The sequence below is a fragment of the Prosthecobacter fluviatilis genome (assembly GCF_042655725.1).
Taxonomy (GTDB): Bacteria; Verrucomicrobiota; Verrucomicrobiia; order Verrucomicrobiales; family Verrucomicrobiaceae; genus Prosthecobacter; species Prosthecobacter fluviatilis.
This window is the reverse complement of sequence record NZ_JBHSMQ010000003.1, coordinates 368,719-383,095: the sequence shown is the minus strand read 5'-3', so window position 1 is coordinate 383,095 and position 14,377 is coordinate 368,719. Positions and strand designations below refer to the sequence as shown.

The following is a 14,377-nucleotide window of genomic DNA, read 5'->3' as shown; positions in this document are numbered from 1 at the left end:
GGTGCCCAGGAAGCCCCTGCGCTCGCCGCATCTCCTACTCCTCTTTGACGATCACAAACGTTCGCACGCTCTGCCCGCCGCCTTCATCCCTCGCCTCGATCTCATGCCTGCCCGGTTTGAGAATCGCAAACACGTGAGCCCCCTCATTTCGCAGCTCCAGCGTTTCACATTTCCACCTCACCCGCTCTCCGCCCATCGCCTGCAGCAGCAGCCGGTTCCCACCATTCCGAATATCCGGATCTAGAATCACCACCGTTCCCGGAATCGGATTCGTGATCCTCAGCACCGGCCTCGCTTCTGACTCAGCCGTCGTCACCAGATCCCCCAGCCAGTTCCCGCTGCTGCCGATCCACGCCGCATACTCGCGCGGCAGTATCGCTCGCCCCCTCGCATCATAATCACCCGCCTGAGCCGGAGGCGGGAGCTTGCCCGCCACAAAAAACTCCTCGCGGCTCATCCGTGCCGGAGGCGTCTGCGGCGTGAGACGTTTTCCAGTTCGCGGATCAATGCGCGCATGCGTGATGCCTTGTGGCATGTCATACCACGTGGCAGCATGCTTTTCATGCAGGTGCAGCATCACATCGCGAAAGATCGGTCCTGCGCCCGTGACGCCGCTCACGTCCTGCATGGGGGTGTTGTCAAAATTGCCCGCCCACACGCCGACGGTGTGCTCCGGCGTGTAGCCCACGGTCCAGTTGTCGCGGAAGGTGGAGCTGGTGCCGGTCTTCACCGCGCAGCGGAAGGGCAGGCGGATCACCGACCAGCTGCCAAAGGCCATCTCGCGCGCCTGATTGTCGCTGAGGATGTCGGCGATGAGCCAGCTCTCGCTCTCGCCCAGCAGGCGGCGCTCCTCGGAGGCGGTGGTTTTTTGCAGAAGCGTCCACGGCTTGAACTTGCCCAGCCGCGCCAGACACGCATAGGCATTCGCCAGTTCGATCAGCCGCACGGAGGCATTGCCAATCGTGAGGCCCAGGCCGTAGTGTGCCGCATCTTCCGTGAGCGTGCTCAGCCCCAGCTCGCGCAGCTTCGGCAGCAGCGTCTCCGCACCGCCGATGGAGTCCAGCACGCGCACGGCCGAGATGTTCAGCGAATTTCCCAGAGCCTGACGGTACGTCATCGGGCCATAGCTGCGCAGGGAGTAGTTCTCCGGGCGGTAGGTGCCCGATGCCGTCGCAAACTCCACCGGCAGATCCGCCACGAGGCTCGCAGGCGTGGCCCCGCGCTCAAACGCCAGCAGGTACGTAAACGGCTTCATCGCCGAGCCAGGCGAATGCGGCGCCCACGCCCCATTCAGCTGCCCGCCATCCTTCGCAAAGAAATCCCGCGAGCCCGCCAGCGTCAGCACCGCTCCTGTCGCATTCTCGATCACCACCACCGCCGCATGCGTCACATGGCGGCCCTTCAGCACCTCCAGCCGCTGCGCGATGATCGTCTCAATATGCTGCTGCAGCATGGCATCCAGCGTGGTGCGCACGGTGCCATTCTGCGCGGCACCACGCAGCATCTCCACCGCATGCGGGGCCTCAAATCCTCCGCTGAAGCGCTGCAGCACGATCTTCTGGTCCAGCGCCACGCGGTGCTCCTCATCGCTCAGCCAGTGCAGCTCGTGCATCTTGTCCAGGATGTGCTGCTGCCGTGGCAGCACGCCCTCCAGATTCCGAAACGGGTTCAGCCGCGCCGGAGCCTGCGGCAGCGCGGCCAGCAGCGCGCACTCCGCAGGGGTGAGATCGCCCAGCGGCTTGTGGAAATAACCCGACGCAGCCGTGGCGGCGCCCGTCATCAGATTGCCAAAGGAGACACGGTTCGCATACGCCGCCAGCACCGACTCGCGGCTCCATGTCATGGCCAGCCTGCGCGCCCGCAGCGCCTCGGTCAGCTTGGCCCACAGAGTGCGCCTGCCGTGCTGCGGCGTGGTGTTTTTGATGAGCTGCTGATGGATCGTCGAGGCCCCGGACACGATGCGGTGGCTCCTCAGATTGCTCCATGCCGCGCGCGCGATGGCCAGCAGATCGACACCGCCGTGGGAGAAGAATCGCTTGTCCTCCGCCGCCAGCAGCGCATGCACCAGATGCGGCGGGATCTCCGCATAGCTCACCGCCGGTGCCGAGCGCGTGCCGTCTTCGTTTAAAAGATGCCGGAGCGGCGTGCCATCGCGTGCCAGGTACAGCGTGGAGGCCGGCGGCGGCCTCAGCAGCGCCTCCGGCAGCGGCAGCAGCCACGGCAGCCCCCACCACCCGCCTGCCGCCAGCAAGGGCAGTACGAAGAGGGTGATTTTCCAGCGGCGGATCATCCACCAATCAAGCCCCGAGTGGCGGTGAAATCCAGAGCGTGATGCTTGCCAATCAGCGGCTGGCACATACAAGCATCGCGCCACCGTCTTGGAGTGCGATGGGAGGCGCAGCGCCACACCGCCTTCGTAGGCCGGAAGGTACGCGAGAATCAATAGGCTGCCCGAAAGCACCCACCCGCGGGCCGGACGGCGGGCTGCGGCCGAAGTCCGTACGATACCTCGCGAAAGCGGTGTCGCCGATGCAGGCTTGCGCCGTGCATCTCTGCAACCGCATTGATTCGCTTTGCTCACCCTTCGGGCAGCCTGCGGTTGTCTATCTTCGCTGCGCTGCTCCTCTCATCCCTGCGCACTCTTTGAGAACGCGCCCGCTTGACCATCCGCCCCAGCGGCGGAGCATGCGCGGCGCATGAATCCACCGCCTACCATCGCCTGCCTCGGACCCGACGGGAGCTTTTCGCATCTCATCACCCAGATGCGGTTCCCCGGCGCGGCGGTGAGCCTGCGCGACAACGTAGGCGATGTCTTCGACTTCCTCGCCTCAACACCCGACGCCCTCGGCATCGTCCCCATCGAAAACTCCTCCGGCGGCTTCATCATCGACACCGTGGACCGCCTCGTGGATGCGCGCTGCGGGCTGCGCATCCTGGAGGAGCTGACACTGGATGTGAAGCTGGCCCTGCTCGGCAGGGCAGGGGAGCCCATCACATCCATTCACTCCCATGCCATGCCCTTTTATCATGGCGACGAATGGCTCAAGGCCCACTACCCCAACGTGAAGCGCGTGGTCGAGCCCAGCACCGCCAAGGCGGCGGAGAAAGCCGTGGCTGTGTCCGGCGCGGCGGCCATCGGCCCGCGCCAGAATGCGGAGCGCCACGGTCTGCAGATCCTCCATTTCCCCATCGCGGGAGAGGTGCCCAACATCACACAGTTCTACCTCATCGGCCACACGGCCAATGTGCCCTCTCTGGAGCACAACCGCACCGCGCTCGTCGTCGAGCTGCCAGACCGCTCCGGCAGCCTGTGCCGCTTCCTCACGCCACTGAGCGAGGGCGACATCAACATGAAGCGCCTTGAATCCCGTCCCATCCGCGGCCAGCCCAACAAGTACCGCTTCTACATCGAGATCGAAGGCTCCACCGCCGACCCGCGCGTGCAAAAGGCGCTGGATCAAACACGCGCCGATGGCGCGACGATCCGCAGCGTGGGCTCCTACTCCGCAGGGCTGCGCTTCGAATCATAACAGGGCCATTCCTGGCCCTTCCGGAAGCAGATCACCACCAACCTTATGAAACACATCCTCCCCTGCCTGTTGGCGCTCTGCGTCAGCGCTCATGTCAGCGCCGCTCCCACCATCTCCAAGCGCGCCAGCGAGATCGACCCGCGTGCCAAGGAGCATCCCGAGATCGACTTCGTCTTCACCGACAAAAAGGGCAAGCCCCAGGACATGCAAAACGCTAGCGTGGATACCAGCGTCAAGCTCCAGGGCAAGCTCGTCATCTGGCTCATGGGCCACAGCGCACCGTTGTTTGAGCGCCTCAACAGCTACGGCCTTCACGCCATCCAGCCGCATTACGCCAACAAGTGGTTCGGCATCATCCCAGCCGCACGCCGCGACGATGGCAAGACGCTCGGAGACATCCGCCTCGAAGCCTGCACTGGCGAGGATGTGAGCGATGTTGTGAGCATCCCGCAGCCGGACAGCATGATGGAGCGCTCCTTCCAGTTTGTGAAATGGCTTGCCAAAGAGCACCCCGAAGGCAAGTGGGAGCAGTTCATCGCCCAGGACGGCAAAGGCCTGCGCTGGGACAAGGTCATCGTCTCCGGTGCCTCCCACGGCGCCACCACCTCGGCCCGCTTTGCCAAGCATCAGAAAGTCGATCGCGTCGTCTGCTTCTGCGGTCCGCGGGACAACTACGACTCCTGGCAGGCCCTGCCCTCCGCCACGCCGGGAAATCGCATCTTCGGCTTCAGCCATGTCCTCGATGGCGGCTGGACAGCCGACCACTACTGCCGCTCCTGGGAGATGATGGGTCTGAACCAGTACGGCCCCATCGTCGATGTTGACATCAGCGCCCCTCCGTTTCAAAACACCCGCCGCCTCATCACCAATGCGGATGTGAAGGGCGATGACAAACGCGCCCACAGCAGCGTGACCCCCGGCGGCGCGGCGGTGAAAGACAAGGATGGCAAATTCATCCACGAGGCCGTCTGGCACTACCTCTTCAATCATCCTGTGGACCAGACCGGATCTCCCACGCCCGCCGATCCCGACTGCGTGAAGGATCAGCGCAAATCATCCCGTTAATTCCAGCTCGTTCAACATCCTACCCATACCACCCGCCATCATGCTCCCGCTTCGTTCCCTTTCCATCGCCGCCGTGTTCAGCCTCGGCACTCTTCTCCAGGCCGCAGACAGTCCCTTCGTCGGCCGCTGGGCGCTCACGATTCCCGGAGGCGGCGCAGGCTGGCTCGGCGTTGAGTCCAAGGACGGTGCCCTCAGCTCCAGCGTGCTCTGGGGCGGCGGCAGCGTGGTGCCCACCGCCGGCACCAAGATCGAAGGAGACACACTCTTCGTGACCCGCGAGCAGAAGAACAAGGAGGGCAAGCTGGCCGCCATCGAAACCATCACCGCCAAGATCGAAGGCGAAAACCTTAAGCTCACCACCTCCAAGAAAAACGCCGAGGGCAAGGACATCGGCAAGCCGCAGGACTTTGCCGGCAAGCGCATCCCCGACGTGCCGCCTGCACCTGACCTTTCCAAGGTGAAATTTGGCGCCCCCATCCAGCTCCTGAACGGCAAGGACCTCACCGGCTGGCGTCTGCTCAAGGAAGGCGTGGACAATGGCTGGAGCGTCGTGGACGGCGTGCTGCAAAACCGCGTCGTCAAGGCCAAGGACAAGCACTTCGGCAATCTGCGCACCGACGCCGAGTTTGAAGACTTCAATCTCAAGACCGAAGTCCGCACCCAGGAGGGCAGCAACAGCGGCATCTACCTGCGTGGCATCTATGAAGTTCAGGTCATGGAAAGCTTTGGCCAGCCGCTGGACTCCCACCACATGGGCGCGCTCTACAGCCGCATCACCCCCAGCGTCGCCGCTGAAAAGCCCATCGGCGAATGGCAGACCCTCGACATCACCCTCGTGGATCGCCACCTCACCGTCATCCTCAATGGCAAGACCATCATCGACAACGCCCCCGTGCTCGGCTGCACCGGCGGCGCCATGACCAGCGATGAGTTCAAGCCCGGCCCCATCTACCTCCAGGGCGACCACACCAACGTCGACTACCGCAACATGGTGCTCACCCCCGTGGTGAAGTAATCCTAAAACGTTTCTTTGCTGGTGCGAGGCGGAGGCCACCAGGCTTTCGTCTCACACCCCCAGGCGTTCCTTCACGGCCTTGATGGCCTTGTGCCGGTTGTCCACGGCCAGCTTTTTGAAAATGTGTTCGTTGTGCCGGTTCACCGTGTGCAGCGTCACATCCAGAATCTGTGCGATCTCAGGGTTGTTCTTCCCTTCGCACACCCAATGCATGACCTCGGCTTCACGCTCGGTCAGGCCAAGGCTCTGCAGACGTGCGATGGAAAACATGAGTGACTCCACACGGCCCAGAAGATAAAAGCGGTCTTCTTTGCACCGGGCCAGCGAGAGCACGATGCGCTGCCCCTCCTGCTCCATTTCCAGCGGCGGGAAAATGTTTTCGTTATTGTCCGCCAGCTGATGCAGCCACTGGCGCACGGCCGGTGGCAGAAAGTAATGCTGGGCTCCGGGCGCACGCTCAAGAGTTTTGCCAAAGAACCAGTGGGCCGCCTTGTCCCCTTCGAGAATCTCCCCATGCTCCGTCACGATGAGAAGTTCGCACGTGACTGCAGATAGCGGCCCGTCGCTTACGGTCTGATATGCGAGCTCCGTCGTCTTGCCCATGATGGAGCTGTGATGCGGGGCCGACTGTGCCGAGTTGCAGAAAGTCAGCCGCTGGTTGGCGATGCGTATTTCATCACCGTTGCGCAGTTTGCGCGCGCAGCTCAGGCGCATGCCGTTCACGATCACTCCGTTGCGGCTGCCCAGGTCATTGATCCACCAGTCATCGCCCAGCTGCATCAGCACCGCATGCCTTCGCGAAGCCTGTACATTGTTGATGGGGATGTCGTTGTCCGAACGACGGCCAATGAAACACGGGCCTGTGAGCGTGTGCACGCCTCCACTCCATTTTAAAAGGGCTGGTTGATCCTTCATCCCGGCATTCACTGGCATGGGGAATTCTGCGCAGGAGCATGCGATGTGCAACGTGAGCAAAAAAAAGTTCACGTATTGGCAGGTCTGCCAATAGCGCGTTTTTCAAAAGCGCCCGATGCGTTGGAGCACTCATCTACGCATTCATGAAAACTGATGTTTTGGAACTCAAACAGACGCGCTCTTCCAGGGCCTGTGCTGCTTCATCCGACAGTGCTGCCAAGAGGCAGCCCTGCACTCCCGGCGTAGCTGGCACACAGCGTCCGTTTTGCATGCTCTGCGTTCATTGTCCCAAGTGCCTTGAGAATCCCCACTCGGTCAGCTGCGACCTCTGTGCAGGCTGCCGGGCCTGCTCCATGCACGGCAGGGCTGGCTGAGATTTGCGGAGTGTTTGTGCCAGAAGCCAGGGGGATGGTTCGTATTATATCACAACCATCACGCCTATGAACACGATCCCTGCTCCTCTTCAAGGGCAGGCGGCCTCGTTTCAGGAAGCCGCCAGTGCCCGCAACGCCGAAGCGCGTTTTGTCATCCGCAATCTTCACCGCATCTGGCAGTTTCGCCGCATGCAGGCCACCTTCCTCAGGCCCTTCCGCCAGGCTCTGCGCCCCCTGCTCGTCTGGCTCCGGCAGGACCACGTCTGGGTCAGAAGCGGCCAGCAGGGCATGCCTCCTGTCGGACTCAAGCTGAAGCAGTTCGGCTGGGAGACCTTGGCTCTCAGCCTCGTGCTCGGCCCGCTGGCTTTCATCATGCTGCTGCCGCTGCTGATCCTCATCTTTCCGGCGGCGGTTCTCATTGCTCTGGCAGCCTTCGTCGTGGCTGCCGTGCGCAATGAAGCCGCAGATGCGGAAAATCATACGCTGGCATGGCATGCCATGCACTGAGCCGGGTCCGCTGCTTCAGCCGTTCGCCTTCTGTTTCTTCATCACCTTGTACACCAGCCATGCGGCGATGTTGATCACAGCCATGGCGCTCAGCAGCTGTGTCAGAGTGGTGGTCAGGCTGCCTTTGCCAAGGCCGCTTCCCACCAGGCTGAAGGCCACATTCAGCGGCAGGTAGCCCAGTGCGGTGCCGAGCAGAAAGCGCGTATGCTTCACCGGCGTCATGCCCAGCAGCACATTCAGCACCAGTCCCGGCACCATGAGCTGCCGCACCCAGAACACCCTGAGCACAGATGGCTTTTTCAGCAATTTTTTGAGCCACGGCCATTTCTCCGCCCGAGACTCAACAGCTCTCCGAAACCCATGACGTGATAAGATAAAGGCTCCATAAGATCCCAGCGTGGATGATACCAGCGACAGCACCAGACCTTCGCCAAATCCAAACACCAGCCCCGCAGCGGCACACAGCGGCAGGCGCGGCACGCCCAGCATCACACTGCCTGCGCAGGCGGCCATGAAGATCGCATGCGCGCCCCAGCCAAACTGGCGCACCATCTCCTTCCACGTCTGCACGTTGGTGACCCACGCTTTCAGCGGCGTGATGAACTGCGCCAGCACCATGAAGGCGGCCACCAGCAGCACGGCAAAGAGCACCTGGCGTGTCTCCTTGCCCAGCGCCCGGGAGGTCTCCTGCTCCACCGTTGTGGCGGTGGAGGCGTCCAGTTCTTCCAGCTCTTGAGGCGGCTCTTCAGGTGTCGCCATCATTGCAGCTTCCACAGTTTCGCGTCGCTGCGCACATAGATCGCACCTTTGGAAATCGCCGGCGTCGTCAGCACCGTCTCCTTCAGTTCCACCTCCTTCAGCACCTTGCCTTCAGGTGCCTCGGGGTCGATCACCTGGAAAATGCCGCGCTCATTCACGATGTAGATGCGCTTGCCCGCCGCCACCGGCGATCCGCTGAAGGGCCCCTTCAGGCGCAGCTTCCACGCTTCATCGCCGTTTTTCAGGCTCGCCTTGATCAGCACGCCCGCGCCGTTCACCACATAGATGGAGTCTCCCAGCACCAGCGGGCTGGCAGTGCCCGGGTTCAGCTTCTCATTGCGCCACAGCTGCGTCACCGCGCCCTTTTCCGGAGCCAGTGCCGTGATGCCATGAGACACCGCATACAGCGCCTCGCCCGTGCCCACGCTGGAGGGGATGGTGCTCGCGCCGTCGCTGTAATCCCACACCGTTTTGCCAGTCGCAGGCTCCACGGCCAGGATGCCCTTGCTCGACTGCAGGGCCACCACGTTTTTCCACACTGTGGCGCTGCTCCAGTTGGCTGCCTTGGGGCGCTCCAGCTTCCACTTGTTGCGGCCGGTGGCCACGTCCAGGCCTGCGGCAAAGGACTCGCTGTCATTCTCGCTCTGCACCACCAGCGTGCCATCCACCACCACCGGAGACTGGGACATGCCCAGGCTGTTGCTGGCATTGGCGTAGTCATACGTCAGACCGCGCAGCCAGAGCAGCTTGCCGTCGAGATCGAAGGCAAACAGGTCGTTGGAGGAAAACAGCGCAAACACATGGTCTCCGTCGCTGCACGGGGTGTTGGCCGCCACGCAGGTCTTGTTGTGCGTCATCGTGCGGCCGGTGGTGCGCATCACGCGTTCCCAGCGCTTGCTGCCATCCGCTGCATTGAAGCAGAACACATGCAGCGTCTCCTGTCCTGGGCCGCTGGAGCACGTCACAAACACACGGTCTCCCACCACGATCGGTGCCGAGAGCCCGCGCCCCGGCAGATCCGCCGACCACGCCACCTTGAGGTCATCCCCCGGTGTCTCGGCCTCGGTGGAAACCGCCGAGGCATTCGGTCCGCGAAATTGCAGCCAGTCGGCGTGGGCGAAGGAAGAAAGATAAAAGCTAAATGCTAAAAAAAGGGAGGTGGTCTTCATGACTCGGTCAGATTCTTGGATGTTTCAGATTTCATCTTTTAGTTTTTGGCCAGAATCGCCGTGCCCGTGGCATCGCACACGCGCAGCTGGAATTCCCACTCCACCGTCCACTGCTCCGTCTGCTCGTTCTGGCAGCACTTCACCAGGATGGTGTTCTTGCCCTTCTTGAGCTGGCAGGGCAGCTTGTACTGGTCCAGCTTGGCTCCGCGGTGGTACTCGTCACGGGCAAAGAGCAGCTCTCCGTTCAGCCACACCTTCCAGCCGTTTTTGCAGCCGATGCGGATCTCCGCCGGGCGGTCCTCGGTGCTGTAGAAATCGGTGGCCGCATAGCCCACCACGCTCTTCTCCATGCCAAAGGGCTTGTTGAAGTCGATCTTGCCGTACTCATCCGTGCTGGTGAAGTCCACCCACTTCGCCTCCTTGGTCTTGCCTTCGTAGGCCGCGTCAAACTTCAGCTCCTTCTCCGGCGGATACTCCGTGGCAAACCCACCGCGGTCAGCGTTGCTGAAAGGTGCGATCATCTTCCAGCTCATGAGAAAGCCGAAATGCTTGGGCAGGTCCACCTTCTGGCCCAGCTCCCGCAGCTTCTTGGCCAGCGTCTTGATCTGGTCCTCGTCGCGTGCCGCCGCCAGCCCTTTGCCAAAGGCCGAGACCGCCGCATCCTTGTCCTTCTTTTCCAGCGCCGCAGTGCCGGCGTCGATCAGCTTGGCCACCGGGTGGCGGCGCAGGTCAGAGCTGGGGTCTTCCAGCAGAGTCGGGGTCAGGTCCTCCGCAAGCTTTTCATCGGCTCTATGGATCAGGTCATACGCCACCACTCGAGCTCCGGGGCTGTTGTGCGTGTCTTTGAGAAACGTCACCAGCGCCTCCACCGGCAGCTTCTTGGCCTGCAGCGCCTCATCCGCCAGCACGCCCACGGCGGCACGCAGCCAGTTTTCCGCCAGCGGATTGGCCCCGTTCATGCCCTTCAGCACCTCCGGCAGCGCGGCGGGGTCCGCCTTCACGATCTCCTGCCACGCCTGTCCCGCCGCCTCATTGCCCTGACCCTCCCGCTGCACCGCGCGCAGCGTCTCGATGGGTTTCGACAAATCCTCCGCCGCCTGCAAAGACACGGCGGCAAGGGTGAAGAGACAGACGGATTTCAGTTTCATACAGTGGAACGGCAAGCTTTCACAAAGAACGCACCGAGCCAAGCTTGAGTTTCGTCACCTTTTTCACTCTTGCGGCTGCGCCCGCACCTCGATCATGCGCATCCTCACCGGGCGGCAGGTCCTGGCATCCAGTGTCACCTCCAGCACCGCGCCCCGGTCCCACTCCGCATCCGGCCCGGGGCCGTCAAAAACGGTGTTGCCCAGGGAGAAGGCCACACTCCCGGCATACAGATGCTCCAGCGGCTGCAGCGCATGCGGCCCGCTTCCGGCGATGAGCTGCACCCCGCTTTGCATCAGCCGCGCCGCCATCTCCCGCTGCCGCGCCGTAGGCACTGTCCGGTGCTCTCTGCCCCAGTGCGGCAGGGCGATGACGTAGTCCGCCTGGATGCCGGGCTCAGTCACCGTCGCATCTTCCCGCGAATCATCCAAGGCCAGCACCGCAATCCGTTTCCCCTTCACATCAAAGATGCGAGCCGCTGTACCGATGGGCACCAAGTGCTCCCTCCGCAGTGCTTCCTCAGTGGCTGCGCGGCCCTCAGGCCCGAGGTCCAGCGCATGGTTGTTCGCCACGCTCAGACCATGCAGCCCAGCCTCGCGCAAAAGGTTGGCGCATTTCGGCGGGGCGATGAGCTGCAGCCGGTCGCGCGGCTTGGTCGTGCCGATCACGCATTCGAGATTTCCCAGCGCCAGATCCGCGCGCTTCAAAATCGGGGCCACATTCTTGAGCGGGTCTGCCAGACTGGCGATGCTGCGCCCGAGCATCAGATCCCCGCAAACCGCGATGCGGATCACCTCTTCCGGCTCCCGTATCGTCATCAGAACGGGTTTGCGCCTGCGCTGGCGCAGCTTCGCATAAGGAAGAATTTCCGGCAGCCCTTCAAGCTGATGCACGCACAGGTCCGCATCGTCCAGCTGGCCCACAGGAGGCCTGTCCTCCCACACAGCCGCCAGATGCGAGCCAAAGTGCAGCAGCAGCGGTGTCTGCGCAGCATCGCAGCGGGTTAGGAATGGTCGCACATCCTCCGGGCTCCCCCACGGCAGCAGCCAGCCATCCGCGCGCAGAGCTGCCGTGATGAAGTTGGCGCAGTCCGCACCGTACCTTGCCTCAGCCCCAGTCTGAGTGCCACGCTGTAGCAGGCGCGAGTCAAACACATACGGCAGTCCAAACTGCCGGCTCCACCCCGCTCGCGCTCCCGTCGTCCCCGGCTTGCTCACCCGCACGATCTCCGCCGGCGTGCGTGTGCTCTCGCCATCACGAATGACCTCCGCATAAATCTCAAACGTGCCGCAGTCCGCACCACGCATCAGCTGCTCGAGCTTCAGGCGTCCCAGCGCCGGACCTTCCGCCAGAAGCCTTCGCTTCTGCCACATCCAGCGCGGGGCATGTGCCGCGAATCCCAGGTTCGCATCGCTGATCCGGTAGCTCGTCTCTGCCGCACTCAGTTGCCACCAGCGCACGCGCGCTCCGATGGGTGCGGGCTCGAGTTCCAAAATCGCCTCTGGATCAAACTCCAGTTCCCAGCTGCCATTGGGTGCCTTGAGTTTCCCAGGCACCTGGATGCGGTGCTGAAACGGCTCCCCGGCCCACTTCTCCAGCAGTTCCTCACCCTGCGGGTGCCGCCAGTGTTGCAGCAGCACACTCCGCAGCTCCGGCCCCGCCTTCGTCACATCAAACTCCGGCAGCCTCTTGCCCTGCCTCTCCAGCAGCCGCGCCATCAGCGAGCGGTCCGGCCCCGTTTTCGCAAAGGGATCAAAATGCACCTCCGCATTCGGAATCCGCCACGCTGCATCCAGCGCCAGTGTCACCAGCCTCTCCCCTTGCGCAGCATCTCGCAGATAGGGCGAGGAAATCGCAAAGCTCAGCCCCCTCAGCGCCCGCAGGTGCAGCAGCATCTCCATCATCCCTTCCAACTGCGCTTCCAGCTCTGCATCCGCCGTCTTCGCAAAATAGTCCAGATCCACGCTCGCCACCACCGGCTTCGCTTCCGGCCAGCTCTTCGCCTCATGCGCAAATCCCTCCAGACTCATCACCCGGTACCGCGGCCCCAGCGCCCCCGCCTCGCGTGGTAGCGCCTCCTCATGCGCATCCAGGTACTCGCGCGCATCCGTCTCCAGCGCCACCCGCTCCTCTTCACTCAGCCGCGCCCTCGGAATCCAGATCACCTCCGCGATGGGCGCCGGCATCAGCGGCTCGATCCAGTTGTAGCACTGGATCTTCCCCGTACTTCGCCACTCTGCCAGCATCTCCGCCCGCTGCTTCAGCGTCGGCCCACGCCGGATCGCCTTGCGGATCTCATCCGAATTTGCCATCCCATTCGCATCACAATGCGCATCGATCAGCACCAGCGTATGTGCCTCGCTCAGCGGCAGCGTTTCCACCAAATGGTAAAACACCCCTGCATGCGATTCCTCAATGTGGACCGGCAGCGTCTGCGCCAGCGCCTGACCGGCAAACAAGCAGGCGATCCACGCGGATTTCATGGCGTGAATCAGCGGATTGGCAGGATCTTCGGCGCTTTGTCGAGTGGTTGCACCAGCACGATGCGGCTGATCGCCGTGTCATGAAATTTCGACCCAGGATACACCCCCGCGATGGTGAGTTTGATCGTTTTCACCAGTTCTTTGGACGCTGGCAGGTCGATGTAAAACATGCGGGTGTTCAGGCATTCGTCAGGTATCAGCACACGAAACGGTTTGCCTCCGTTCACGCTGACATCCAGCGCGGACACCCGCCCGTTGGTTTCGTAGAGCTCATCGGATTTGACATACCCGTTCACTATGCCGAGCTGCCGGATGTGCGCGGGTTTGTCGGGTGTGATGACAAGAGACTCGCCCAGCCCCTCTCCGGCCACACCTTCGATCCATGCGTGCTTTGCATCTTCCTGTCGCAGGTTTTCCGCCTTGTAGCTGATGCCGTTCTCATCAGGCAGTTCGGAACTCGCGCTGACCTGAAAGCTGTTGTGGTGCAGGGCCCAGCTCTCGGCGCGGTAGCGGTCATTCACCCATTTGCCGTTCTTGGCCGCATAGACACTCTTCAGCCCGTTCATCGAGTCGGTTTCACTGGACTCATTGATGTCAAAGAGAACGATTCCTTTGCCTGAAGGCTCCTGGATTTCCAGATCGTCCTCCAGAGTCGGCTCGAAATCGTGGAAAACCCATTCCCAGTGGTCTTCTTTCCATTCGAACCGTTTCGGATGGTTGAATGCGATTTCCGCCTTCGGCCGTCCCATGGGACGCACCGTGACAATGCCGTCACGAATCGGCCCCTTCCACATTCCTGCCGCAGAAAAGAGGTAGGTGAACCTCCAGATGGAGCTCTGCTTGTACTTCACGACCAGCTTGCGTGCCTGGCCTGCGTCAAAATTGAACTTCACCTTGTACCAGCCGGTGACTTTCCGGTCCGCTCCTGCGGGACCAATCTTCTTGAGCTCCAGCTTGTCAGGGATCAGTTCAAACTCCAGCGGCTTGCCGTCGAGCGTGGCCTCAAAACCTTGCAGATGCTCGGTGAGGGCGGTCGCAAGCCGGGCCTTTGGATTCACGGCAGGCGCGGGTGCTCCCGGCATCACGTAGTTGGGGGGCGTCTCGGAAACGGGAAACCCCGCCTCGATCTTGACCTTCTTCCCAGGGTTGTGCAGCAGGTATTCCACCCGGATGGCCGCGTGTTCGATCTGCAGATCGATATTCAAACGCTCCGAAAGCATCTCCACCTGCTCGATGCCTATGGGTTGGAACGGTCCTGCTGTGGTGATGCTGCTTGCGTAACCTCCCCCGTTGGCCAGTGCTGTCGACGCAACAAGAGGCAGACTGAAAAGAAGGGGGAAAAAGAACCTCGTCATGGACATCGGATAATATCCATGAGTTTTCTTTTCCAAGGTCGGATTTTACTGCCTGCGCG

At 62.3% G+C, this 14,377-nt stretch carries 11 protein-coding genes; 4 read left to right on the top strand and 7 right to left on the bottom strand.

The annotated features are described in order from the left end of the window. Positions 1-34 precede the first annotated feature (34 nt). A complete protein-coding gene (pbpC, locus tag ACFQDI_RS10260; RefSeq protein ID WP_377166129.1) occupies positions 35-2,290 on the bottom strand; it encodes a penicillin-binding protein 1C in 2,256 nt (751 codons plus the stop codon). 406 nt (positions 2,291-2,696) lie between these two features. On the opposite strand from pbpC, the gene ACFQDI_RS10255 reads away from it, so the two are divergent. From ACFQDI_RS10255 to ACFQDI_RS10245, 3 genes are read left to right on the top strand one after another with little or no spacing between them, the layout of a single operon-like run. Then, positions 2,697-3,530 carry a prephenate dehydratase gene (locus ACFQDI_RS10255; protein ID WP_377166127.1) on the top strand — a complete coding sequence of 278 codons (834 nt, stop codon included), beginning with the start codon at positions 2,697-2,699 and terminating at the stop codon, positions 3,528-3,530. 45 nt (positions 3,531-3,575) lie between these two features. Then, a complete protein-coding gene (locus ACFQDI_RS10250; protein ID WP_377166125.1) occupies positions 3,576-4,595 on the top strand; it encodes a BPSS1187 family protein in 1,020 nt (339 codons plus the stop codon). A gap of 40 nt (positions 4,596-4,635) precedes the next feature. Then, positions 4,636-5,610, top strand: a complete 975-nt coding sequence (locus ACFQDI_RS10245) for a 3-keto-disaccharide hydrolase (protein ID WP_377166123.1) — start codon at positions 4,636-4,638, stop codon at positions 5,608-5,610. A gap of 51 nt (positions 5,611-5,661) precedes the next feature. On the opposite strand, the gene ACFQDI_RS10240 is transcribed toward ACFQDI_RS10245, so the two are convergent. Continuing rightward, positions 5,662-6,486: an FHA domain-containing protein gene (locus ACFQDI_RS10240; protein ID WP_377166121.1), complete on the bottom strand. Its 825-nt coding sequence runs from the start codon at positions 6,484-6,486 to the stop codon at positions 5,662-5,664. 479 nt (positions 6,487-6,965) lie between these two features. Between ACFQDI_RS10240 and ACFQDI_RS10235 the strand changes: the two genes are divergently transcribed. Beyond that, on the top strand, positions 6,966-7,406 hold the full coding sequence (locus ACFQDI_RS10235) for a hypothetical protein (RefSeq protein WP_377166119.1): 441 nt from the start codon (positions 6,966-6,968) through the stop codon (positions 7,404-7,406). A 15-nt stretch (positions 7,407-7,421) separates the two neighbouring features. Here ACFQDI_RS10235 and ACFQDI_RS10230 read toward each other — a convergent pair whose 3' ends face one another. From ACFQDI_RS10230 to ACFQDI_RS10210, 5 genes are all read right to left on the bottom strand, one after another. Beyond that, on the bottom strand, positions 7,422-8,168 hold the full coding sequence (locus ACFQDI_RS10230; RefSeq protein ID WP_377166117.1) for a TVP38/TMEM64 family protein: 747 nt from the start codon (positions 8,166-8,168) through the stop codon (positions 7,422-7,424). Continuing rightward, a complete protein-coding gene (locus ACFQDI_RS10225; protein ID WP_377166115.1) occupies positions 8,165-9,334 on the bottom strand; it encodes an outer membrane protein assembly factor BamB family protein in 1,170 nt (389 codons plus the stop codon). The genes ACFQDI_RS10230 and ACFQDI_RS10225 overlap by 4 nt, the downstream gene beginning before the upstream one ends. Positions 9,335-9,372: 38 nt before the next feature. Then, positions 9,373-10,482 (bottom strand): hypothetical protein, encoded by a 1,110-nt coding sequence (locus ACFQDI_RS10220; RefSeq protein WP_377166113.1) that lies wholly within the window; start codon positions 10,480-10,482, stop codon positions 9,373-9,375. Between the two features lie 63 nt (positions 10,483-10,545). After that, the gene (locus ACFQDI_RS10215; protein WP_377166111.1) at positions 10,546-12,963 is read right to left on the bottom strand and encodes a CapA family protein; all 2,418 of its coding nucleotides are present in this window, start codon (positions 12,961-12,963) and stop codon (positions 10,546-10,548) included. Positions 12,964-12,971: 8 nt separating this feature from the next. Continuing rightward, entirely contained in the window at positions 12,972-14,318 is a 1,347-nt protein-coding gene (locus ACFQDI_RS10210; protein ID WP_377166109.1) for an NADase-type glycan-binding domain-containing protein, read from the bottom strand. Positions 14,319-14,377: the final 59 nt, after the last annotated feature.

Bases quoted from the DNA above. Each gene is read 5' to 3' on its own strand.
- ACFQDI_RS10255 (WP_377166127.1), top strand. From the start codon at position 2,697: ATGAATCCACCGCCTACCATCGCCTGCCTCGGACCCGACGGGAGCTTT.
- ACFQDI_RS10215 (WP_377166111.1), bottom strand. From the start codon at position 12,963: ATGAAATCCGCGTGGATCGCCTGCTTGTTTGCCGGTCAGGCGCTGGCG.
- ACFQDI_RS10225 (WP_377166115.1), bottom strand. From the start codon at position 9,334: ATGAAGACCACCTCCCTTTTTTTAGCATTTAGCTTTTATCTTTCTTCC.
- ACFQDI_RS10235 (WP_377166119.1), top strand. From the start codon at position 6,966: ATGAACACGATCCCTGCTCCTCTTCAAGGGCAGGCGGCCTCGTTTCAG.
- ACFQDI_RS10230 (WP_377166117.1), bottom strand. From the start codon at position 8,168: ATGATGGCGACACCTGAAGAGCCGCCTCAAGAGCTGGAAGAACTGGAC.
- ACFQDI_RS10245 (WP_377166123.1), top strand. From the start codon at position 4,636: ATGCTCCCGCTTCGTTCCCTTTCCATCGCCGCCGTGTTCAGCCTCGGC.
- pbpC (WP_377166129.1), bottom strand. From the start codon at position 2,290: ATGATCCGCCGCTGGAAAATCACCCTCTTCGTACTGCCCTTGCTGGCG.
- ACFQDI_RS10220 (WP_377166113.1), bottom strand. From the start codon at position 10,482: ATGAAACTGAAATCCGTCTGTCTCTTCACCCTTGCCGCCGTGTCTTTG.
- ACFQDI_RS10210 (WP_377166109.1), bottom strand. From the start codon at position 14,318: ATGACGAGGTTCTTTTTCCCCCTTCTTTTCAGTCTGCCTCTTGTTGCG.
- ACFQDI_RS10250 (WP_377166125.1), top strand. From the start codon at position 3,576: ATGAAACACATCCTCCCCTGCCTGTTGGCGCTCTGCGTCAGCGCTCAT.